20 protein-coding genes are annotated in these 21,920 nt (G+C 51.1%); 9 read left to right on the top strand and 11 right to left on the bottom strand.

Annotated features, from left to right (window positions below; all coding sequences use genetic code 11):
* The 8 genes from WCE46_RS05700 to WCE46_RS05665 form a co-directional block, all read right to left on the bottom strand.
* Nucleotides 1-660: DnaJ domain-containing protein (locus tag WCE46_RS05700; protein ID WP_424732737.1), on the bottom strand; the 660-nt coding region annotated here is incomplete at its 3' end.
* Between the two features lie 17 nt (nucleotides 661-677).
* Nucleotides 678-2,570 carry a molecular chaperone DnaK gene (dnaK, locus tag WCE46_RS05695; protein WP_424732736.1) on the bottom strand — a complete coding sequence of 631 codons (1,893 nt, stop codon included), beginning with the start codon at nucleotides 2,568-2,570 and terminating at the stop codon, nucleotides 678-680.
* A complete protein-coding gene (locus WCE46_RS05690) occupies nucleotides 2,563-3,051 on the bottom strand; it encodes a nucleotide exchange factor GrpE (RefSeq protein ID WP_424732735.1) in 489 nt (162 codons plus the stop codon). Before WCE46_RS05690 ends, dnaK begins: the two co-directional genes overlap by 8 nt.
* 51 nt (nucleotides 3,052-3,102) lie before the next feature.
* Nucleotides 3,103-5,694 carry an ATP-dependent chaperone ClpB gene (gene clpB, locus WCE46_RS05685; RefSeq protein ID WP_424732734.1) on the bottom strand — a complete coding sequence of 864 codons (2,592 nt, stop codon included), beginning with the start codon at nucleotides 5,692-5,694 and terminating at the stop codon, nucleotides 3,103-3,105.
* Nucleotides 5,695-5,816: 122 nt separating this feature from the next.
* A complete protein-coding gene (locus tag WCE46_RS05680; RefSeq protein WP_424732733.1) occupies nucleotides 5,817-5,990 on the bottom strand; it encodes a hypothetical protein in 174 nt (57 codons plus the stop codon).
* Between the two features lie 141 nt (nucleotides 5,991-6,131).
* Nucleotides 6,132-7,322 carry a hypothetical protein gene (locus WCE46_RS05675; RefSeq protein WP_424732732.1) on the bottom strand — a complete coding sequence of 397 codons (1,191 nt, stop codon included), beginning with the start codon at nucleotides 7,320-7,322 and terminating at the stop codon, nucleotides 6,132-6,134.
* Between the two features lie 33 nt (nucleotides 7,323-7,355).
* Entirely contained in the window at nucleotides 7,356-7,574 is a 219-nt protein-coding gene (locus WCE46_RS05670) for a hypothetical protein (RefSeq protein WP_424732731.1), read from the bottom strand.
* A gap of 187 nt (nucleotides 7,575-7,761) precedes the next feature.
* On the bottom strand, nucleotides 7,762-8,901 hold the full coding sequence (locus tag WCE46_RS05665; protein WP_424732730.1) for a DDE-type integrase/transposase/recombinase: 1,140 nt from the start codon (nucleotides 8,899-8,901) through the stop codon (nucleotides 7,762-7,764).
* A 357-nt stretch (nucleotides 8,902-9,258) separates the two neighbouring features.
* On the opposite strand from WCE46_RS05665, the gene WCE46_RS05660 reads away from it, so the two are divergent.
* Both WCE46_RS05660 and WCE46_RS05655 read left to right on the top strand, forming a co-directional pair.
* Complete coding sequence (locus tag WCE46_RS05660) at nucleotides 9,259-10,209, top strand: hypothetical protein (RefSeq protein ID WP_424732729.1); 951 nt, start codon at nucleotides 9,259-9,261, stop codon at nucleotides 10,207-10,209.
* Nucleotides 10,210-10,377: 168 nt separating this feature from the next.
* Nucleotides 10,378-11,046, top strand: coding sequence for an IS6 family transposase (locus WCE46_RS05655; RefSeq protein ID WP_424732728.1), 669 nt, complete (start codon nucleotides 10,378-10,380; stop codon nucleotides 11,044-11,046).
* Between the two features lie 4 nt (nucleotides 11,047-11,050).
* Here the strand turns inward: WCE46_RS05655 and WCE46_RS05650 are convergent, their stop codons facing one another.
* Nucleotides 11,051-11,476 carry a hypothetical protein gene (locus WCE46_RS05650; protein WP_424732727.1) on the bottom strand — a complete coding sequence of 142 codons (426 nt, stop codon included), beginning with the start codon at nucleotides 11,474-11,476 and terminating at the stop codon, nucleotides 11,051-11,053.
* Here WCE46_RS05650 and WCE46_RS05645 point away from each other — a divergent pair.
* Nucleotides 11,470-12,444 carry an acyltransferase family protein gene (locus WCE46_RS05645; RefSeq protein WP_424732726.1) on the top strand — a complete coding sequence of 325 codons (975 nt, stop codon included), beginning with the start codon at nucleotides 11,470-11,472 and terminating at the stop codon, nucleotides 12,442-12,444. The two genes, WCE46_RS05650 and WCE46_RS05645, sit on opposite strands and share 7 nt — an antisense overlap.
* Before the next feature lie 997 nt (nucleotides 12,445-13,441).
* Here WCE46_RS05645 and WCE46_RS05640 read toward each other — a convergent pair.
* Nucleotides 13,442-13,630: a hypothetical protein gene (locus WCE46_RS05640; protein WP_424732725.1), complete on the bottom strand. Its 189-nt coding sequence runs from the start codon at nucleotides 13,628-13,630 to the stop codon at nucleotides 13,442-13,444.
* 277 nt (nucleotides 13,631-13,907) lie between these two features.
* Nucleotides 13,908-16,319, bottom strand: a complete 2,412-nt coding sequence (locus tag WCE46_RS05635) for a CDC48 family AAA ATPase (RefSeq protein ID WP_424732724.1) — start codon at nucleotides 16,317-16,319, stop codon at nucleotides 13,908-13,910.
* A gap of 220 nt (nucleotides 16,320-16,539) precedes the next feature.
* On the opposite strand from WCE46_RS05635, the gene thiC reads away from it, so the two are divergent.
* From thiC to WCE46_RS05605, 6 genes are all read left to right on the top strand, one after another.
* Entirely contained in the window at nucleotides 16,540-17,817 is a 1,278-nt protein-coding gene (thiC, locus tag WCE46_RS05630; protein WP_424732723.1) for a phosphomethylpyrimidine synthase ThiC, read from the top strand.
* A 113-nt stretch (nucleotides 17,818-17,930) separates the two neighbouring features.
* Nucleotides 17,931-18,743, top strand: a complete 813-nt coding sequence (locus tag WCE46_RS05625; protein ID WP_424732722.1) for a radical SAM protein — start codon at nucleotides 17,931-17,933, stop codon at nucleotides 18,741-18,743.
* Nucleotides 18,740-19,288, top strand: coding sequence for a dephospho-CoA kinase (locus WCE46_RS05620; RefSeq protein WP_424732721.1), 549 nt, complete (start codon nucleotides 18,740-18,742; stop codon nucleotides 19,286-19,288). Before WCE46_RS05625 ends, WCE46_RS05620 begins: the two co-directional genes overlap by 4 nt.
* Nucleotides 19,285-20,058 (top strand): sugar phosphate isomerase/epimerase family protein, encoded by a 774-nt coding sequence (locus WCE46_RS05615; protein ID WP_424732720.1) that lies wholly within the window; start codon nucleotides 19,285-19,287, stop codon nucleotides 20,056-20,058. Before WCE46_RS05620 ends, WCE46_RS05615 begins: the two co-directional genes overlap by 4 nt.
* Nucleotides 20,055-20,993: a ribonuclease Z gene (gene rnz / locus WCE46_RS05610; protein ID WP_424732719.1), complete on the top strand. Its 939-nt coding sequence runs from the start codon at nucleotides 20,055-20,057 to the stop codon at nucleotides 20,991-20,993. The genes WCE46_RS05615 and rnz overlap by 4 nt, the downstream gene beginning before the upstream one ends.
* A 511-nt stretch (nucleotides 20,994-21,504) precedes the next feature.
* Nucleotides 21,505-21,920: S1 RNA-binding domain-containing protein (locus WCE46_RS05605; RefSeq protein WP_424732718.1), on the top strand; the 416-nt coding region annotated here is incomplete at its 3' end.

Below are 21,920 nucleotides of genomic sequence, written 5' to 3'. Positions count from 1 at the left end.
GATCGTCACCTCGATCCTCCGCGTTTTCTGGAGCGACCCTGCCCCGTGGCAGGTCCTGCAGGGCTTTTCAATGATCTTGCCGCTCCCGCCGCAATCCGGGCACTGGGCGATGCTCATCACCTGGCGGTTACCTACTCTCTGCGGGCTCCTGATCTCGCCTGTTCCCCGGCAGGTGGGACAGTCACGGAGGTGCCCCGGCTCTGCACCGGTTCCATGGCAGGTACCGCATATGGAATCATGCGGGACTGCCACGGTATTTTTCGTGCCATTGAATGCATCGGTGAGCGTTACTTCTATGTCATAGCGGAGATCCGCCCCTGCCCGCTGCTGTGGCCGTCGGGATCCCCCGGAAAAAGCATTGAAAATATCCCCGAGGCCATAGTCCCGGAACAGGTCATCGTAACTGGGTGGCCGGTACCCTGATGTGTCCCCGGGCCCGAACTCGACATGACCCCCCATGTCGTACTGGGCTTTCTTCTGGGGGTCGCTTAACACCTGGTAGGCCTCGTTTATCTCCTTGAATTTCTCTTCCGCTTCCTTGCTCCCTTTATTCAGGTCCGGGTGGTATTTTCGTGCGAGCTGCCGGAATGCTTTTTTGAGCTCGTCCGCTGAAGCATCCCGTTTTACGCCGAGGGTCTCATAATAGTCGCGCGCTGCCATGGATCGGGTAAAAAAAATTATTTTTCATCCTTTACTTTGAAGTCGGCGTCAACGACATTCTCGCCGCCGGGGCCACCGGCATTGCCCGAGCCGCCGGCATTCTGCGACGGCTGCTCAGTGCCCTGGGAAGCACCCTGCTGTTCTGCCTGCTGCCGGGCTGCTGCCTGTTGGTACGCAGCGGTGCCTGCCTCGCCGAGAACTTTCTGGAGTTTTTCAGTTTCTGTCTTGAGACTGGAAGTATCCTTACCCTCCAGTGCTGCCTTGACCCCTGTGATCGCAGCATTCAGCCTTTCAACCATGTCCGGGTTGAGTTTATCCGCCAGGTCCGTTTTGGTTTTTTCCGCCGTGTAGACAAGGGAATCCGCAATGTTCCTGGCCTCGACTTCTTCCTTTCTCTGCCGGTCCTGCTCTTCGAACTGCTTTGCCTCGTCGACCATCTTCCGTACATCGGTTTCTCCCAGTTTTGTCGAAGCGGTGATGGTCATCTTCTGCACTTTCCCGGTCCCGAGATCCTTTGCAGAGACATTGAGGATACCCGATGCGTCGATATCGAAGGTGACCTCGACCTGCGGGATCCCCCGGGGCGCCGGAGGGAGGCCGACCAGGTTGAACTGGCCCAGGCTCACGTTATCGGCAGCCATGGGCCGCTCGCCCTGGAGGACATGGATCGTGACCTCGGTCTGCATATCCGCTGCAGTCGAGAATATCTGGCTCTTCTTTGTCGGGATCGTGGTATTCCGGTCGATGAGGGCGGTCCTGACCCCGCCGAGGGTCTCAAGGCCGAGGGTTAAGGGAGTCACATCGAGCAGCACCATGTCGCTTATTTCGCCGCCAAGGATCCCGCCCTGAATCGCGGCACCCATGGCTACGCATTCCATCGGGTCAATACCGCGTTCCATCTTCTTCCCGACGTTGTCCTCGATAAATTTCTGGACAACCGGCATCCGGGTGGGTCCCCCGACAAGGATCACTTTCTGGATATCGTCCTTCGTGAGTTTTGCATCCCTGAGTGCCTGCTCGAAGGGTTTGATACACCTCCTGATGATCGGGTCGATCAGCTGTTCGAGTTTTGACCGGGACAGTTTGATGTTGAGGTGCTTGGGGCCTGCCTGGGTTGCTGATACATAGGGAAGGTTGATCTCCGTCTCCATGACGGTTGAAAGTTCGATCTTGGCCTTTTCGGCGGCTTCTTTTACCCGGTTGATGGCCATCCTGTCATTCCTGAGATCGATGCCTTCCTGTTTCTTGAACTCGTCTGCGATCCATTCGTAGATGGCATTGTCCATGTCCGTGCCGCCCAGCTGGGTATCGCCGGAGGTCGCAAGAACGGTAAACGTGCCGCCGCCGAACTCCATGATGGTGACATCGAGCGTGCCGCCGCCGAGATCAAAGACCAGGATCTTGAACTCGCCACCCTTATCGAGGCCATATGCCATGGACGCTGCGGTGGGTTCGTTTACCAGCCTGACCACATCGAGGCCGGCGATCTTTCCTGCATCCTTTGTTGCTGTCCGCTGGTTGTCGTTGAAATAGGCAGGGACGGTGATGACGGCCTTTGTTATCTTTTCTCCCAGGAACGCTTCGGCATCGCGTTTGATCTTTTGGAGGATGAACGCCGAGATCTGCTGGGGGGTGTACTCCTTCCCGTAGATTTTATAGACGTGGTTTGTCCCCATCTTTCTCTTTGCCGCGGTAACGGTACCCTCAGGGTTGCTCACTGCCTGCCGCCGTGCCGGCTCCCCGACAAGAAGCTGGCCATCCGGGGTAAATGCCACATAGGAGGGAAACATTTTGCCGGCAACGGTTGCCCCCTCCGCAGACGGGACAATAGTCGGTTTACCGCCGACCATGACGGATGCTTCGCTGTTCGACGTACCAAGATCAATTCCGATAATTTTCTCGTTAGCCATTGTTCTCACCAACTTTCTCTGCTCCATGTTCTGCGATCTTTACTTTCGAGGGCCTGATGACTTTGGATTTCAACTGGTACCCTTTCCCGAAATCTTCAAGGATCGTGTTCTGCTCCTGCGGGCATTTCTCTGTACACAACACCTCGTGAAAGCGGGGATCGAATTTTTTTCCCACGCAGTCTATCGGTTGCAATCCGTAGTCGGACAGGATTTTTGTAAATTTTTTATAAATCATTTCCATTCCTTCCCGGTTCTTCTCCTGCTCTAACGAGGGCAGGGCCCGTTCGAAATCGTCCAGGATAACGAGGAGATCATGGATCAGTCTCTCGTTTGCAAGGGATGTGATCGTGTCCTTTTCCTTTGCACTCCACCTGCGGAAATTGTCGAAGTCTGCCTGGAGGTATTGCAGCTGATTGAGACGTTCCTCAGCGAGCCGGGTCTGTTCTGCGAGTGCCTTTTTTAACTCTTCGATATCATCCATTGTCGTCTCCCCACACCCTGATGCTTCTTTGATCAGACTGGAGATTCGGGATCAGGCATTCCCGAACACCAGTTTTCCTCCTTTCTCATCGACTACGATCTCCTTGTCCTTCTGGACCTTCCCCTCAAGGATCATCTTTGACAATTCATTGAGCAGGTTTTTCTGGATCACCCGTTTGATCGGCCGTGCACCGAACTGCGGGTCAAAGCCCAGGGTCGCGATAAACCGGATGGCTTTCTTTGTTGCCGTAAGCCGGACATCGTTCTTTTCAAGCATTTTTTTGACGCCTTCCAGCTGGATTTCGACAACCGTCCGGATCTCGTCTTCCGTGAGCGGCCTGAACATAATGATCTCGTCGATCCGGTTGAGGAATTCGGGACGGATGGTCTTCTTGAGCAGGTCGAATACCTGTTCCCGGGTGCGGTCGAAGAGCTCGTCCCGGTCCTTTTCGGTAGCCTTTTCCATGTTCTCCTGGATAAGATGCGACCCGATGTTCGAGGTCATGATGATGATGGTGTTCTTGAAGTCCACCGTGCGGCCCTTGTTGTCGGTCAGGCGGCCGTCGTCAAGAACCTGCAAGAGGATGTTGAAGACATCCGGATGGGCTTTTTCGATCTCATCCAGCAGTACCACGGAATAGGGCTTTCTCCGGACCGCTTCGGTCAGCTGCCCGCTCTCTTCGTACCCCACATAGCCCGGCGGTGCGCCGATCAGTCGCGAAACAGTATGCCGTTCCTGGTATTCCGACATGTCGATCCGCACCATGCTGTTCTCGTTGTTGAACAGGAATTCTGCGAGCGCTTTGGCGAGTTCCGTCTTTCCGACGCCGGTTGTCCCGAGGAAGATAAACGAGCCGATCGGACGTTTGGTGTCCTGCAGCCCGGCACGGCTCCGGCGGATGGCATTCGCAACTGCCGCGATCGCCTCATCCTGGCCGACGACACGCTTGTGGAGTTCGGCTTCGAGGCTGAGCAGTTTCTCCCGCTCGCTCTGCAGCATCCTGCTCACGGGGATCCCGGTCCAGCGTGAAACCACTTCGGCGATCTCTTCGGCATCTACCTCTTCGTTCACGAGAGCGGAATCCTTCTGCAGCACGGTGAGTTTTTCCTTGAGCTCCACCATGGTCTTTTCGAGCTCAGGGATACGCCCATAGCGGATCTCTGCAACTTTCCCGAGGTCGCCGTTCCGTTCGGCATTTTCGGCCTCGAACTTTAAGTTCTCGATCTCGGTTTTCCGCGACTGGATCTGTTCAACGAGCTCTTTTTCCGACTGCCACTTTGCATTCAGCCGGTTTCGTTCCTCGGTCAGGTTCCCGATCTCTTCATTGAGGCTTTTGAGTTTTTCCTTGTCTTTTTCGCGTTTGATGGCTTCCCGTTCAATCTCCAGCTGCCGGATCCTGCGTTCAATCTTTTCGAGTTCTTCTGGTTTCGAATTGATTTCGAGCCGGAGTTTTGATGCAGCCTCGTCGATTAAGTCGATCGCCTTGTCCGGGAGGAACCGGTCGGAGATATAGCGCTGCGAAAGTTCGACGGCAGCTATGATCGCCTCATCCTTGATCCGTACGTGGTGATGGGTTTCGTATTTCTCCTTGATTCCCCGGAGGATGGAAATGGCATCCTGTGAATCCGGTTCGTTGACCATCACCGGCTGGAAACGCCGTTCGAGCGCTTTGTCCTTCTCGAAATACTTCTGGTATTCCTTTAAGGTCGTTGCGCCGATGACATGCAGTTCTCCCCGTGAAAGTGCGGGTTTGAGGATATTTGCCGCGTCCATGGCGCCCTCGCCACCGCCGGCCCCGACCAGGGTGTGAATTTCATCGATGAAAAGGACGATCTCCCCGTCGGAGGAGGTCACTTCCTTAACCACGCTTTTTAACCGTTCTTCAAATTCTCCCTTGAACTTGGCCCCGGCGATCAGGGCCCCCATATCGAGGGAAAAGATCTGCTTGGTCTTCAGGTTATCCGGTACGTCCCCGTCAATGATCCGGTGGGCAAGACCTTCGGCTATCGCGGTTTTTCCCACACCGGGTTCCCCGATGAGGATCGGGTTGTTCTTCGTTCTCCGTGAAAGGATCTGCAGCACCCTGCGGATCTCTTCGTCACGCCCAATGACCGGATCCAGTTTTCCCTTACGGGCAAGATCGTTGAGGTTCCGGGCATATTTTTCCAGGGCATTATAGGTCTCTTCGGCGTTCTGGCTGTTCACGGTCTCACCTTTTCGTAACTGGCTGATGGCAGTCTTGAGGTCTTTTTCCGATACCCCGTTCTCCTTTAACAGCCGGGATGTGCTGTTGTTGACCGAAAGGATCCCGAGGAGGATCTGTTCCAGTGAGACAAATTCATCCCCGGACTCCTGGGAAAGTGCGGTGGCTTTCTGCAGGGCTTTTGTGGCATCACCGGAGAGGTTCTGATCCCCGCCGGTTACTTCAGGATACGCATCGATGATCTGGTCGAGGGCAGCGGTAAACCCATCGATGTTCACATTTAGTTTTTTCAAGAGGTACGGGATGACATTCTCGTCAACGAGAAGCATCCCTTTGAGGAGGTGCGACGTCTCGATAGACGGGTTCTTTTTTGCCGTTGCTAGGTCGATCGCCTTCGAAACGGCTTCCTGCGATTTGAGGGTGAAATTGTTGAAGTTCATGGTGGTGATTTTTCTCGTTATTCACAATCCGCTACCGGTAATTCGTAATAGCGCTTCTCCCTGTCAAATAACTTACCAATGCGGAAGTCTGTCCGGTAAACACCCGGGTGATCCCGTGCCCTTCATGCGAATTGCACGAGGGCGTCCGCATCGATCCCGGTCGCGTCCCCGCCGGACAGGCTGAGCCTGTCGATCACCTGCCAGGGAAGGAGGGCAATGTTCCTCCCGATGTCGGCTTCGTTTATCGCTTCCTGTACGGTCAGTTTTACGGTCTTGGAATCTGTTATAATCGTCATGCCTCCTTTTCTAGGATTAACCATAAGTTAGTATGGTTTAGTATATAAAATATTGGGCGGAGGGTTCTGTCAAGTCTGCGGGGGGTAAGGTAATCCCATCAAGGGTGTCAAAAATCGGGGGATAAAATGGGCAGATTGATCTTATATTACATCAATATTTGTATCCCTTTCTTCAGATGCCAATCGTTCAGATTCACTTTCTAATTGTAATGCATTAATCCACATGTTTTCAAATATGGCGCACAATAAGCTTGCAATAGATTCATTCTCAAAACAAATGGCAACTACCGATCTTGCGCGATCAATCCCACCACCAATGCTTTTGACTTGTGGATTAGGGAATTCAATCGATACGTACCTATGATTGACAACGAGAAACCTGAATGTGTTGGGTTTAATAGGGAAATGTTTGACGGTTACTCCCAAATTTACTCTTTTTTCAATATTTTGGCATCTCTTTTCAAATGATTCGTCATTTTCACCTGCGATTTTTTGTTTTGGACCAAGATATCGTACTAGATCCCCGTTGTGATCAGTTCCAATAAATTTTCCCAATGCTTCAAGATATTTTCCCCCTTTATCGCAATCGAAGAAAATTGAGGTTCCCACTACTGATTTACTTGCTTTGTTATCCCCAGAGCCTTTATCCAACAAATTAGCTAAGTTTTGGTATAGCTGCTCTCTTCCAGTAATCACCTTGCTTCGGAGAGGGACGAAATTTAATGCTTCGTGTAATCCCGTTATTTCATGTCTATAATCCGATGTTCTTCTAATGAGATATAATCCGGCTTCACCGGCAAAACCAAAAATAAGGGAGAATAAAAGAAGCCATAAAAACGCCACATTAACCAAAGAGAAGAAAACACCACTTGCAAAAAGCCCGAGGAATAGAAGAATTCCCGGCACGGCATAAAAGTCTAGTACAACATTACCCATTTGTTGAGATATTTTGATATAAATCCAACGGACAAGCAACCCAGATGAAATAATGAAAATTACCAGAATATACTCAATATTTAATTGGGGTAATTGCGAATATCCCTCTAATAACGGTTTTATTAGTGTCAACGAGATAAGAAATGCAAAAAACGTAATCCATCCAAAATTCCAGCATAGCCTAATAACGTTGAGTGTGGTGTGACGCCACCCTTCTGTGAATTCAAGGGGGTTTATGTTTTTTATCCCGCTTGATGTGGATTTATGCACGAAGAGAAAACCAATGGTGAAACCAGAAAAAAGAATAAGCATTCCTATTATCTGAGTTAACGCAAAATAGTCGGTCGATGAATTGGGTAAAAAAACTGTTGAAGAAATGTTTGATAAAATATCCATTTTGAACCATCTTATAGAAAGCCTATAGGGATTTTATCTGGATAACCAAACGGCTAAAATGCCAGCCCCCCCGGCGATGTAGAAATAATAAACGGCAAACATAGCTGCCGCTACCAATCCTGCAATAATAAGAATCCCAAAGACGGAACTAAGAAACGCCTGCCTTTCGCATTCAGACAAATCGTTTACCCAGTTTCTATATTTCACCACAGGGCCGGTGCGACTTACCTCATTTTGTTCCATTGATTCCATGGTACAGCCTTCAAGGAAATGGTATACGATTAAGTAATTGCATCGGTTACTGTATAATCTGTATACACTTTGTAAACTCGTAGTTATAGAATATATATCTTTTTAGAAGTTGCATCCATCATAATGGGTATAATTTTAGATGTTAATTTTGAATACAGTGCTTAAGATTACTCTTAAAAATTACCTCTTATTTTGCCTGCGCTGCATTCTGAATTAACGTTATCCACTTGTTTTCCCCGTTCACCTTGATACCACATGCTTCCGACGGTGTTTTTCCGTTAAGCCCCTCGTGCGGCTTGATGTAATTATGGTAAACCTGCATCCCTTTGAGGATGGGGGTGCTTTTCTTTTTCAGGCCGCGCATGGTTTTTTCCCTGTCTCGAATCTCTCCGTTGATACGTTCCATTTTGTTGTTGTTCTCGTTCCATTCGTTACCCGTCAGTTTAATTGTGTTGATGTGTCGGGATTGGGGTTTTGTATTGCTGTAAAACTCTTTGTTAAAGGCGGTGTGGTAAGACGGCAACCCATCTGTAACTAAAACCGCCGGTACTTTGTCCATGAGTTGTTTGCCTTCATGGAGCAACCCCGCCGCATCGTGCATGTGCTTTGAGTCGGCCACTTCCTGAGCAATCCAGTACCGCGTCTCATCATCAATCAGGGCAAAGAGATATTTCATATTGCCCTTGATCTTGATGTAAATCTCGTCTGCTCTCCACACATCACCAACGTTGGGGCCGATCTTGTCAACATATCCCTTCATCAACATTGTGTATTTCGTAATCCAGTTGCTGATCGTCTGGTGGCTGACCTCAGCACCGAGAAGTTTTAACGACCTCTGCGTGTTCCGCAGAGATTCGCCGCTAAAGTAGAGCTGCATCGCTGCCGTGATTGCCTTTGGGTTGTGCTTCATTTTCTCAAAGCCGATGTTAATGCTGAACTGCTTGCCACAGTCAAGGCAGATGTACCGCCGAATGTCGGTGTTCTTGTTGTGCCTAATCCCAAACTTCTGGATGTTTGCCGTTCCGCAGGCGGGGCAAGTTGTCAGGATGACCGGATCAAGGGTTACATTTGCCCGGACTTCTTCCCGAAGAGCAAACGAGAGTTTCACGGCGATGATGTGTTTACACTCGACGCTGCGTATCTGGTGATCGGGGCAAGTGCATTTCCATCCGAAGTCGGTTTTCTTGACTTGATACGATCCGTGGCCGGATTGGGACATGACGCGGTAGAGGCCGTTGCCATATCTCCAGATCTGGCCTTTCTTTTCTGTGATTGCTTTTCCTCTTTCTTCTCTGGTTGTGTTTAATGGTGCAAAGGTTTGAGGCATTTTGTTCACCTTCTTATTTACTCTCTATTTACATATAGAACGGCTAACTATTTAAGTCTATTTACATATATAAAGGCAATAGATTATAAATAGAATGGCGACAGAACATTATCTATGCCAAGAAATGTACGGGCGGATGAATCGGTATTGCACCCAGCGACGGCGCAGACAACATCGTTACGGGTCACTGTTCCTGCGTTTGTTGTCGCCAAACTGGATCTAAAGAAAGGGCACAGATTCCGGTGGTGTATTGAAAGCGAAGGATTGAGAATTGAAGTAATTAGGGAGTGATCATGAACGGGGAGTCGAAATAGATATAAGAATTTTTTTATACTACTATCCCCAGATGGAATATTATTGACTAAAAAACCAAAACCCAAAAATTGCGCAAGTAGATTTTTTCATTGGATTTATGGGGGAATTTGCAATCCCTATAGTAGATTGCGGTTTTTCAAATGGTTGACATTTCTAGCTCTTTTAATATCCATTGTATTTCTGACTGCGACGGTTATCTATAATTATGCCGATTGGAAACTTGATTTTTTGGGGATCAACCCACATGATCCTATACAACAGGAAGATGTTCATGTATGGTATCCATATACAGCACCACTAGCTACAACCACACCCTATTTTTCTGCCGATATTTTTTTACGATATTATGGAACATTGACTGAGAGACAACCCGTATATGTTTCTACGGGGGGATTTGTTTATCCACCCGATGGCCAAAAATTAATAGGAACAAAAAATCCAAGTTTTAATTATTCGGTACTTGTTGGGTACACCGGAGCTTCACTTTACAATGAGACAATTTCAAACCCGGCGGTTCCATTTATAGGAGGCCAAACTTATGCCCCGCTGGTTGAAAATTCCACACCTCAAATATCTTCTATTCCTGTTGATTTGCCGCAGTCGTTATTTCCTTGGAATCAGATCATCACTTGGGATGTTCAAGGTGATTATTACCCTTATATTATGATCAAATTCTCAAACGGAACCGAAATAACACAAACATACCCGGATTATAAAATACATATTAATGGTTATGATGTAGTACAGCAGGAGAAGTACACAAGAGTCAGCACATGGCTTGCTATCGTTTTGTTTTTCTTGACAGTGATATTGAGCGGGGAAATTTTCTATAAAGTAAGCCCCGACATTATTTTAAAATTCTTCGGGATAGAGCGCTCCCGCTGTAATAACTATGAATATCCCGACGAGACAAATACCGGCAGCAATAAGAGTCAGCCATCCCCCAAAATCCCTCAACCACCCAGTACAAATAACGAGCATAAAAAAGGATAGAACGAAGCAAAATATTCCGAAATACACCATATTTGCACCGGCGCATCCAATACTAAATAATAATTTTTTATGATTGTTGGGTTCCTGTACAATTGATGGTAATACACCTTGAAATTCCACCCCCCGATTTTTGACAGTGCTTTGAGTCATATCCTACCCCCCGCAGACTTGACAGAACCGGGCGGAGGGTCGTTAAAACTTCTCGGCGCAGATGTGAGCCATCAGACAATAAGCAACTGGATTACGAAATACACAATGCTGATGAAGGGATATGTTGACAAGATCGGCCCGAATGTCGGAGATGTGTGGAGAGCGGACGAGATTTACATTAAGATCAAGGGCAATATGAAATATCTCTTTGCCCTTATTGACGACGAAACACGGTACTGGATTGCGCAGGAAGTCGCCGATTCAAAACACATGCACGATGCGGCGGGGTTGCTCCATGAAGGCAAACAACTCATGGACAAAGTACCGTCGGTTCTGGTTACGGATGGGTTGCCGTCTTACCACACCGCCTTTAACAAAGAGTTTTACAGCAATGTGAAACCCCAACCCCGACACATCAATGCGATCAAACTGACAGGAAATGAATGGAACGAGAATAACAATAAGATGGAACGCATCAACGGCGAGATTCGAGACAGGGAAAAGACCATGCGCGGCCTGAAAAAGAAGAGTACCCCGATCCTCAAAGGGATGCAGGTTTACCATAATTACATCAAGCCGCACGAGGGGTTACAGGGCAAGACTCCTGCGGAAGCATGTGGTATCAAGGTAAATGGGGAAAACAAGTGGATGACGTTAATCCAGAATGCTGCAACGGCAGCAAAATAAAATACTATTTGTACAATCTCCCACCGGCTTTTACAATGGCAATTAAGAGTATCAATATGACAACGGCGACAACTGCAAGAGTTCCATACATTAAAACAACAAGAAGATTGGGCGTTATCATTGAAACGAGGGTGTTTATGTTATTTATGACGACGAGGTACATCACGTACGACATAAGTCCTGCCAAAACTACCGTTGGGATTGATACAAAAATTAGAAGAAGCGTTCTGAAATTAAAGTATTTGTTGGCGAATGCCCCCTTACCAGAATAGTTCATAGGTCTTACTTTTTTCTTTGTCAACTTAAGCATTTCTCGGCAATTAAAACCCCCGATTTTTGACAGCCTTTTGGGGAAGGTGTTACCCCCCGCAGACTTGACAGAACCTACAGAGATTTGAGATAAATACCAGAACAGGTTATAAAATGGCACACAAACCGAGGATATTATTTTTCGATATTTTCCGGATAGTGTGCATCGCATTAATCGTATATACGCATTTCAAATTCTTCTGGTTACCTACCTTAAACGGGATTGATTTAAACACGTTCTTATTCCAAGACGAATCGTTTTGCAATCTCTATCCCAAAAGCATAGCCCTTCTTGCAGTATCTGGGATGATCTTCGTAAGTGGTGCGGTTCTGGAATATAACTATAAGTCGATCAGTACCTTTCTCGAATACAAACTATTCATTCTCAAACGGTTCGTCCGATTGTATCCGATCTATTGGATCAGCTTGATATTAGCATCTGTACTCCTGTATATAGCCTCCCAAACGATAATGCCAAATTTCAACCACGTTATCTTTAATCCCTCGATCTTCTTGGCGATTCTGGGTCTTGGGGGTAACGATCTTAATCTTATGGGCTGGTTTATCGGTGCAATTTTTACTATGTATCTAATATTCCCGGTAATGTCAAAGATGATGCAGAAAAATCCTTATCTCTCGATAATCGCCTTCGCATCGATCACATTCTCATTCCGGTATTTTATGACCCCGGTAATTTCCTACAACTGGTTACGTTCAATCCCTCTATACAACCTGTTCGAGTTCGGTCTGGGAATATTCGTTGTTCAACGGGGACTTTTCCCGAAAAACGTACATGATTATCCTGCGATCTCCAAATTAGCGGATTTTTCCTTCTATGTGTTCCTGTTTCACCTTGTAGTGATTCAACTCATGGCGCCGGACAATCTTCTGTTCCATATTAGTTCATTGGCGCTAGTCTATCCGGTAGTCGGCAATGTGTTCTGGGCCGGAATTGCAATAGTTAACAACCCGTATCTGAATTATGTTTTTATCGCGGCAGAGGTTTTGGTAGTATCGGTAATTGCTATGGCAATCGATGAAAGGTTACAGAAAATAATCCGTGAGCGATTGCCCCGAATTACGAATTAGGGCGGTTAAAAAAAGATTAAAACTAGAAATTATTTATTTTTATTTTGCGGCCGGCGCAGCATTCTGGATTAACGTCATCCACTTGTTCTCACCCTCAACAACAATCCCGCAGGCTTCCGCCGGAGTTTTCCTCATTAATCCCTCGTGAGGCTTAATGAAATTGCGATGACCCTGTATGATTGCGATGAATTTTGCGATTCCCCCCGCCGTGCCCCGCGAGAGGCCCTGAGGCGGGGAGCCATTGTTCATCCGGATAGTCGAACGTGGATCTCGAACAGAGTGACGGGACAACGGTAATTTTTAAAGAGACTCAAAGTGAGAGGCACTAAACTTTGTCTTTTGCTCTAACGTCAGTAATTGTATGTATAGGGGGGAGGGCAGATTTACCAGGGATCATGAACCCACTCCCCAAAGGTATGGTAATTAGATCGTCAGGAGTATGTTGTACCTCGAACTCTGGTTCTATACCATACCGAGAGCCCGCTTGCGATGGCAAAAAGAATGACGATAACGATGGTGAGGCCGGGCTGACTGTCAGGATGTACCACCAGATTGAGGTAGATAACCAGACCCTCCAGAAGGGAAAGGCCGACTACCAACAATAGTAAGCTCTGCGTCTTTTGCGTCGTGATAATCTATCTACATTATGTAGGGTAATTCAAAAGACTTGTTATCCATTCCCGCCCTGGTAGTTACGACATTAATTTATATCGCACCAAAAGCCGTTTGATGCCTTCAGGCATTCCATTCCTGATTAGTCCATAGTAGCCGAACCCCGTCACCATTCAAGGGATGCCCGCAGGGTACCCCTTTTGCCCCGGCTTGTGCCACCATGCCCTAGTGATCAAGGGACGGGGCACAATAGCGATAGCCTCCTGAGGGGGACGGATTACCAGACCTGCAACCGCATGAGGAAAAACCGGTTAACGTCGTGGACTGCCTGAAAATTCATAAAATGACAACGTAGACTTTAACTTTCTTTAAAAACATGATGGGATTATTTGGCCGGCGCTGCCATTTCCGGTCTCTTCATCATGGCCTTCTTGATTGCCACGATGATGATCAAAAGTCCTGCAAGGATCAGGCAGATACCTGATACGTAGAGCGTCCCCATGGCCGTAATTCCGCCAATGAGCAGGAGAAGCCCGATCAAAATCCACAATGCGACCATTACCATTTTACTCATTTTCTTCCTCCACTCGAATTTTCAGCAGCCCGTAAACGTTTTAGAACGTGATCATTTCATAGAGTTATAGTCAGGGAACAAGCTGCCAATCGATCTAATCTGCAACCCGGTTAAAAAAGATTTACCTGACTTTCAATAGGTAACACATTCATTGGGCCCCCAGGTCACCCAACCGCAATCACGGGTGGGGGGTACCCCCTCCCCCCCCAGACTCGGAAATGCCGGGCCGGTCATTAAAAAAATCCACCCGGCCCGGGGCATGAACAAAAAAGGATACTTACCTGCCTGCACCCGCCGCCGCCTCAAGCGCCTGCCTGAGTTCATCGGTGCGTGTCTGGATTACATCAAAGGATTTTCTCTGCCAGTAGACCAGGTCCCTGAGCTCGTCGGCCTGCCGGAGAATCTCATCACTGAGTGCATGTTTTCCTTTCAGGTACTCGATCTGGTTGACGAGACTGACGGCGCGGTACAGGAGGTCGCGTTTTCCTTTCGCATAGAGAAGATCCCAGGACTTTTGCTCGTACCGCTCGAAATCCGTGCCATCGAGCGTGCCCTTGATATTCTCAAGCGCGGCCTCGAAATGCCGGCGGGTAATTTTTATCGCGTACTCCGGCGTTGTGCTGGTTTCACCCGCGCTCTCGTCCCGGGTCAGTTCGTCGATGACGAGTGCCTTTACCTCGCGCACCAGCGCCTCCAGGTCGGCGCCGACAAAGAACCGGGTCTTTGCAGCCAGTTCATCGATCCGGATATCAGGATCGAGAACGCTTTCCAGATCCCTGAGGTACGTTGCAAGGATCGCCTTTCGCGCCGCCTCATCGGGCGGGGGAATGTACAGGTGCTTTTCGAGCCGGCCCGGACGCAGGAGGGCCGGGTCAAGCAGGTCGGGCCGGTTGGTCGCGCCGATGACAAAAACTTCCTTTAATTCCTCGACACCGTCGAGTTCGGTCAAAAACTGGGAGAGGACGCTCTCGGTGACATGCGTGGAATCATTGACCGTGCCCCGTTTGGGGAAGAGCGCGTCGATCTCGTCAAAGAAGATGATGCAGGGTGCGGACTGCCGCGCTTTCCTGAACGCTTCCCGCACGTGCTTTTCGGAATCGCCCACCCCTTTTGAGAGCAGTTCGGGGCCTTTTACCGAGATAAAATTGAGATGGCGCTTGCTCGCGATCCCTTTTGCAAGCAGGGTCTTTCCCGTCCCCGGCGGGCCAAAGAGCAGGATACCCTTGGGGGGTTTGTAATTCAGTTTTTCGAAGATTTTGGGATAGCGCAGCCGGCCTTCGATAATTTTGATGAGGGTCGCCTTGGTCTCGTCAAGACCCGCGATATCATCCCACGAGACATCCGGGACTTCGATGAGGACTTCCCGCAGGGCGCTTGGCTGGACAATTTTCCGTGCCGCGTCAAAGTCGCTCTTCGTGAGCTTGAGCTGGTCGATGACTTCGTTTGGGATCTCCTTCTCTATGTCGATGAGGGGGATGATCTTCCGGATCGCGTTCATCGCCGCTTCTTTGACGAGAAGCGCGATATCCGCCCCGACAAATCCGAAGGTCGTTTCGGCAAAGGCCGCGATATCGACATCCTTTGCAAGCGGGACACCCCGGGTATGTACCTGGAAGATCTCGAGCCTTCCCTTCTTGTCCGGGATACCGATCTCGATCTCCCGGTCGAACCGCCCGCCCCGCCGCAGCGCCGGGTCGATGGAGTTCGGGAGGTTTGTCGCCGCAATCACGATGACCTGACCCCGGCCGGCAAGACCATCCATCAGCGCGAGCAGCTGTGCGACGATGCGGCGTTCCACCTCGCCCTGCACGTCCTCGCGTTTAGGGGCGATCGCGTCGATCTCGTCAATGAAGATAATGGACGGCGCATTCTCCTCCGCATCGTGGAACTTGTCGCGCAGGGCTTTCTCGCTGTCCCCGTAAAACTTGCTCATGATCTCGGGGCCCGAGAGCGTGAGGAAATGGGCATCGACCTCGTTTGCCACCGCTTTTGCGATCAGGGTCTTTCCCGTCCCCGGCGGGCCGTAGAAGAGGACGCCCTTTGGGGGTTTGATCCCCAGTTTCTCGAAGATCTCCGGGTGGCGCAGCGGGAGCTCGATCATCTCCCGGACAAGCTGGAGTTCGCGTTCGAGCCCACCGATATCCTCGTACTGGATATTGGAAATCTCTCTTTTTCCCTCTTCGGGATTGAAGGGCTCATCCTTGAGTTCGATCTCAGTATCATCTGATACAATCGCAATCGCTCTCGGGGAGACTCTCACAATGACAAATGTGACGGAGTTGCCGATGATATCGACACGCAGCATCTGCCCCTCGACAACGGACCGTCCGCGCAGGACCCTTGAGAGATACTGTTCACCTCCGACAAGTTTCGTTTCCTGGGCCGGCTGGATCACCACCTTTGTGGCGTACACCGCTTCCGATTTGCGGATCTTCACCTTTTCATCGATGCCGGCATTTGCGTTTGCCCGGATACTCCCGTCAATGCGCAGGATAGCAAACCCGATATCCTCGGCAAAACCCGGCCAGACAATCGCTGCCGCGGGCCGTTTTCCGACAATCTCGATAACATCGCCCGACACGAGCCCGAGCTTTTTCATCACATCGACGCTCAGCCGTGCAATCCCCCGGCTCGCGTCGTTGTGCGCCGCCTCTTTGACCGTTACCTCGAAGAAATCTGCATCTGTCATCGGAGACCTGTAATATTTTTAATTCCTTTGATTTGACGTGGCGACCTATAAAAACATCAGTCAGGGCAGTAGCAAAACGAGCACTCAAAAGGGGAACAAACTCCCTGCAACTTTTCCTGATTTACCTAAACTCAATTTTACTTGTTTCCATAACAAGCCAGATTTCACCCGGAAATACAAAACCGAGTCTTTATTTGTCCTTTTGTGGTACCGGTAAGGTATGAGTATTATTGGTGATGCCAAGCGCGGCATCGTGACAGACGAGATGAAACAGGTCGCGGCACAGGAAGGAGTCACCGAAGACTTCGTCCGGCGCAGCGTTGCCGAAGGCCACATCGTGATCCCGGTCTCACCCTACAGAAAGGTAAAGATCTGCGGTATCGGCGAGGGTCTCCGCACCAAGGTGAATGCCTCGATCGGGACCTCCACCGATATTGTCAATATCCCGGAAGAGATTGAGAAGGCAAAACAGGCCGAACGAGCCGGTGCCGATACCCTCATGGAACTCTCGACCGGTGGGGACTTTGCCGAGATCAGGAGACAGATCATCGCCAACACTACCCTCTCGGTGGGAAGTGTCCCCCTTTACCAGGCGTTCATCGAGGCGGTAAAAAAGGACGGCGCCGTCATCCACATGAAAGAGGACGACCTCTTCCGGATCACCGCCGAGCAGGCAAAACTCGGCACGAACTTCATGGCGATCCACACCGGCATCAACTGGGAAACCGTAAAGCGTCTCCGCAACCAGGGCCGACATGCAGGGCTTGTCTCCCGGGGCGGGGCATTCATGACCGCGTGGATGCTCCACAATGAGAAGGAAAACCCGCTCTACGCTGAGTTTGACTACCTGCTCGAAATCATGAAAGAGCACGAAGTCACGCTCTCGATGGGAAACGGCATGCGGGCCGGAGCCATCCACGATGCGACCGATCGGGCCGGCATCCAGGAACTGCTCATCAACGCGGAACTCGCGGACAAGGCGCACGACAAGGATGTTCAGGTGATCGTCGAAGGTCCGGGACATGTGCCGATCGACGAGATCGCAACAAACGTCCAGCTCATGAAGCGGGTCACGAACAACAAGCCGTTCTACATGCTCGGGCCGATCGTCACCGATATCGCACCGGGCTACGATGACCGGGTCGCCGCCATCGGTGCCGCAATCTCGTCATCGCTCGGCGCTGACTTCATCTGCTACGTCACTCCCGCCGAGCACCTTGCCCTCCCGACTCCCGCAGAAGTGTACGAGGGCGTCATGAGCTCGCGGATCGCCGCACATGTCGGCGATATGGTAAAACTCAAAAAGACGCGGGCAGCCGACCTCGAGATGGGCCACGCCCGCCGAGACCTCGACTGGGACCGCCAGTTCGCGGTCGCCATGAACCCGGCCCGGGCAAAGCAGATCCGGGCGGAGAGGATGCCAGCCGATACCGATGGCTGCACGATGTGCGGGGACTTCTGCGCCATCAAGATAGTGAACCGGTATTTCAAGTTCTAATCCATTTTTCTTTTTTACTGCCCGCCCGGTTTTTCCTTTTGAAAAAATGAGCGGCGTCATACTTCCCGGGCACAGGTGCCGTAACCCGAGTACGCTAAATAATGCCATCTCAAATGATCCGTAACGGTGATGCTATCCAGCTGAATTTCGGGGGCTTTATCCCGCTCTCAACGGTAGACTGGCGGGGCCTGGCGGTCTGCACGGTTTTTTTCCGGGGCTGCCCGCTCCGGTGCTCGTACTGCCAGAACGCTACGATCTTCGATGGCGAGGACTACCAGGATACGGATGAGATTATTGCGCTTATCAAAGGCTCGAAACTCGCGGTGAGCGGTGTCGTCTTTTCCGGGGGCGAACCCACGATGCAGAAGGACGCGCTCCTTACGCTCGCCCGTGCAGCAAAAGGGCTTGGCCTTGCCACCGGTGTCCAGACAAACGGCATTTTCCCTGCTACCATCGCAGCACTCGTAAAAGAGCGGCTCGTGGACAGGATCGCAATCGATTACAAAACCCGGTGGGAGGGCTTCTCCTGCGCGGGGGACGGCGGCGAGCAGTCTTGTCAGGATTACCGGAAGAACGTCAGACGATCGATAAAAATCGCAGGAGATGCATTCCGGGAGAAGACCCTTCCCGAACTCGAAATCGTAGTAACCGTATTTTATGAGAATGTGAAATACTTACAGGAGATTTCAAAAACGGCAGGCGACATCCCGCTCGTCCTCCAGCAGGGGGAGCACAAAATCCCGATGGTCCCGGGCGGGGCAACAAACATTAGTGCATATATCTCACAAACGTGGGACACCATTGAACAGTACACACCCATGACGCTTGCAGAGATCAAAAAAATAGCAGACGGGCTCAAAAGGGATGTCCGGATCCGGACCCGCGAGACTGGCGAGATAACCTATTCCCGGAAGTATCTTCTATGAACGTAATCGGAGTTGTCGGGCTTCCCGCAAGCGGCAAGGGCGAATTCTCAAAGATAGCTGAGAGGCTGGGGATCCCGGTCGTTGTCATGGGCGATGTGATCCGTAAAGCGGTAAAAAAAGCCGGCCTCCCTCCCACCGATGCAAACCTCGGGGCGATGGCAAACCGGCTCCGTGCCGAACGGGGCATGGATGCGATTGCCAATCTCTGTGTTGACGCAATAAATGAGCAGACAGCCCCGCTTGTCCTTGTCGATGGTATCCGGGGCGATGCGGAAGTAAAAGTTTTCCGGCAGAATTTCCCGGGCTTTCGTCTCATCGCCATCGAGACGTCGTTTCCAAAACGGCTGGAGCGTCTCTGCGAACGAAAACGCAGCGACGATGTGGGATCCGCAGAGGGCCTGAAGACCCGGGACGAGCGCGAGCTGGGATGGGGTCTCGGTAATGCCCTGGAACTGGCGGATATCCGGATCAATAACGACGGGAGTCTCGAAGACTTCACAAAACGCGTCACAGAGCTGATCAGGGACATGGAGCGTGATGCATGACCCTCCGCCCGTATTTCTCCTCCTCGGCAAAGGTCTGGGACGATATCCAGTGGGTGTACGGCATCGAAGAGGCCGGGTATGCCGGCTGGGAGATCGTCGCCGACGGCAATTACCGGCTGGAAAAACCGGAAAACCTGGAAAAGATAAAAGAGGTGATCGCAAGTACCCGGCTCGGCATCACGGTGCATGCGCCCTACGGGGATCTCAACCTTGCGACCCTCAACGACCCGATCTGGCGCGAGTCCATCCGGCAGATCGAGATCTGCATCGAACATGCAGGAGAGCTCACCGACCGGGTCACCATCCACCCGGGCTATCTTTCCCCCGCAAGTAAAATCCTGCCGCAGAAGGTCTGGGAACTCCAAAAAGAGGCCCTGCGCCGGATCGGGAAGTGTGCGGTCGAGCACGGGGTGCTTGCCTGCCTTGAGAACATGATCAGCCAGAAGGAATTCCTCTGTCGGGATGCCGGGGAACTCATGGGAATGGCAGGGGGCATCGAGGGTATCGGCCTCACGTTCGATTTCGGGCATGCAAATACGCTCGGGAAAGTCCCCGAGTTTCTTTCCAATGTCGGGCATGCAAACCACATCCACATCCATGACAACCACGGGGTCTCTGACGAACACCTCCCGCTCGGTGCCGGCACCATCGACTGGAAGACCGTGGGAAAAACGATCGCCGCACGGTACAGCGGTGTGATTGTGATCGAGGGTCGCTCGATCGAGGAAGCAAAAAAGAGCAGGGCGGTCTTTTCGGAGTGTTTTGTATGAGCGGCGAGACCCTGCAGGTCTATTTCCTCGGGACGGCCGGGGCGCTCCCGACGCCGATACGCAACCCGCCCTGTATCATGATCCGGCGCGGCACCGATACCATTCTCTTTGACTGCGGGGAAGGGGCACAGCAGCAGATGATGCGGGCCCGGTGCGGGTTTACGGTCGACGCCATCTTTGTGACGCACTGGCACGCGGATCACTTCCTTGGGATCTTCGGCCTTGTCCAGACAATGTCGTTCAACGGGCGCACCGAACCGCTGACCATCTACGGCCCGAACTGGGTCCACGAGTTTGTCGATACCATCAAAAAGATCAGCAGGTTCAACCTGAAATTCGCCCTTGATTCCGTCGAGTTAGCGCACGGTTCATGGGTTCGCTTCAACGGTTACACCGTAACCGGGTTTGCGGTCAGCCACGGCCTGCCTGCACTCGGCTACGTACTCGAAGAAGATCCCCGCCCGGGCCGGTTTGACCGTGAACATGCGATTGAACTCGGTGTGCCGCCCGGGCCGCTCTTTGGCCGGCTCCAGCGGGGCGAAACGATCAGGGTGACAAAAGATGGTGTGGAACAGGAGATCAGACCTTCGGACGTGATGGGAACCCCGCGCCCGGGCCGCAAGATTGTCTACACCGGCGATACCCGCCCCGTGATCCCGGCACTCCTGGAATACGGGAAGGATGCGGATCTCCTCATCCACGATGCGACATACGACGAAAGTGAAGTCCGGCGTGCCGCTGAATTCTACCATGCGACCGCCCGGCAGGCCGGGGAGGCGGCGGCGGCAGTCAATGCCCGGACGCTCGCCCTCACCCATATCAGTTCACGGTACACGGATATCGCAAACCATTCCGGTGAAGCAAAGGCTGTATTTGCCGGGACAGTTCTTGTTCCCGAAGACCTGTTTATGCTGGAAGTTATGTACCGGGATTGACCGGTCCGGGTTTTTTGTTTTAAAAGAAATTTGCATGGATCGAATGCGTTCTCACCAGAACGTATGAAACCCGTTAAAACCTGTGCAAAGGAATGCGAGGATTACCCGCCTCAGGGCCCCTCCGGGGCACGGCGGGGCAAGGGACTTTTCCTCGATTTGTTCTTATCGTCATTCGGATCCGCCGCGGGGGCGGCGGCGTTCATCGCATACACCGTGTGCGCGAGAACACATTGCAACAATCGGCAGCACACGGCTCAAGGAACTCGGAGGTAAATGAGCCATCACCGATCGTGACACGTCTTTTTTCATTTTCGTTCTTAAGGTACAGACTCCCCGTAACCAGCACTTGGATCAGAAACAGCAGATGTAGTAAGGACAACTAACATAACCCTCCGGTGACCATTCTTGGTACACGCAGCACTGCCGCGTGCTTGACAACGTTGAACGCGATACCAAATACAAAAATAGCGCTTACCTATATCGTCCGTTCGCTTGCGTGAGGAGAAAGAAAATGCAGACAGATACTGATATAATCGTTTACCGGCTGGCCGCAGGCTGTGACCTGTCCGATGTCGAAGAAGGAAAAACCTATCTGGGGAAAGTCCAGGGTTTTGCGACGTTCGGAATGTTTGTCCAGCTCAACGACCGGATCAAAGGTCTTGTGCACAAGACCAGCGTGAAAGCAGATCACAAGGAAAAAGACAGCGTCCTTGTACGGGTCAGGGAGATCCGCCCCAACGGGAACATCGACCTTGAAGAACAGCTGATCCAGATCTATCAGGTCCAGCAGGTCGAGCGCACGTCAACAACCGTCAGGATCGCGGACCTTGCCACAAAACAGGGAAAATCCGTGGCCATTGAAGGAGAAGTCGCACAGGTAAAGCAGACAAGCGGGCCTACGATCTTCACGATTGTCGATGAGTCCGG

Source organism: Methanoregula sp. (assembly GCF_049690535.1).
Classification (GTDB): domain Archaea; phylum Halobacteriota; class Methanomicrobia; order Methanomicrobiales; family Methanospirillaceae; genus Methanoregula.
Note: the sequence above shows the minus strand (reverse complement) of the source record. Positions and strands in the feature narration are given on the sequence as shown.

Bases quoted from the DNA above. Each gene is read 5' to 3' on its own strand.
- dnaK (WP_424732736.1), bottom strand. From the start codon at position 2,570: ATGGCTAACGAGAAAATTATCGGAATTGATCTTGGTACGTCGAACAGC.
- WCE46_RS05690 (WP_424732735.1), bottom strand. From the start codon at position 3,051: ATGGATGATATCGAAGAGTTAAAAAAGGCACTCGCAGAACAGACCCGG.
- clpB (WP_424732734.1), bottom strand. From the start codon at position 5,694: ATGAACTTCAACAATTTCACCCTCAAATCGCAGGAAGCCGTTTCGAAG.
- WCE46_RS05680 (WP_424732733.1), bottom strand. From the start codon at position 5,990: ATGACGATTATAACAGATTCCAAGACCGTAAAACTGACCGTACAGGAA.
- WCE46_RS05675 (WP_424732732.1), bottom strand. From the start codon at position 7,322: ATGGATATTTTATCAAACATTTCTTCAACAGTTTTTTTACCCAATTCA.
- WCE46_RS05670 (WP_424732731.1), bottom strand. From the start codon at position 7,574: ATGGAATCAATGGAACAAAATGAGGTAAGTCGCACCGGCCCTGTGGTG.
- WCE46_RS05665 (WP_424732730.1), bottom strand. From the start codon at position 8,901: ATGCCTCAAACCTTTGCACCATTAAACACAACCAGAGAAGAAAGAGGA.
- WCE46_RS05645 (WP_424732726.1), top strand. From the start codon at position 11,470: ATGGCACACAAACCGAGGATATTATTTTTCGATATTTTCCGGATAGTG.
- WCE46_RS05640 (WP_424732725.1), bottom strand. From the start codon at position 13,630: ATGAGTAAAATGGTAATGGTCGCATTGTGGATTTTGATCGGGCTTCTC.
- WCE46_RS05635 (WP_424732724.1), bottom strand. From the start codon at position 16,319: ATGACAGATGCAGATTTCTTCGAGGTAACGGTCAAAGAGGCGGCGCAC.
- thiC (WP_424732723.1), top strand. From the start codon at position 16,540: ATGAGTATTATTGGTGATGCCAAGCGCGGCATCGTGACAGACGAGATG.
- WCE46_RS05625 (WP_424732722.1), top strand. From the start codon at position 17,931: ATGATCCGTAACGGTGATGCTATCCAGCTGAATTTCGGGGGCTTTATC.
- WCE46_RS05620 (WP_424732721.1), top strand. From the start codon at position 18,740: ATGAACGTAATCGGAGTTGTCGGGCTTCCCGCAAGCGGCAAGGGCGAA.
- WCE46_RS05615 (WP_424732720.1), top strand. From the start codon at position 19,285: ATGACCCTCCGCCCGTATTTCTCCTCCTCGGCAAAGGTCTGGGACGAT.
- rnz (WP_424732719.1), top strand. From the start codon at position 20,055: ATGAGCGGCGAGACCCTGCAGGTCTATTTCCTCGGGACGGCCGGGGCG.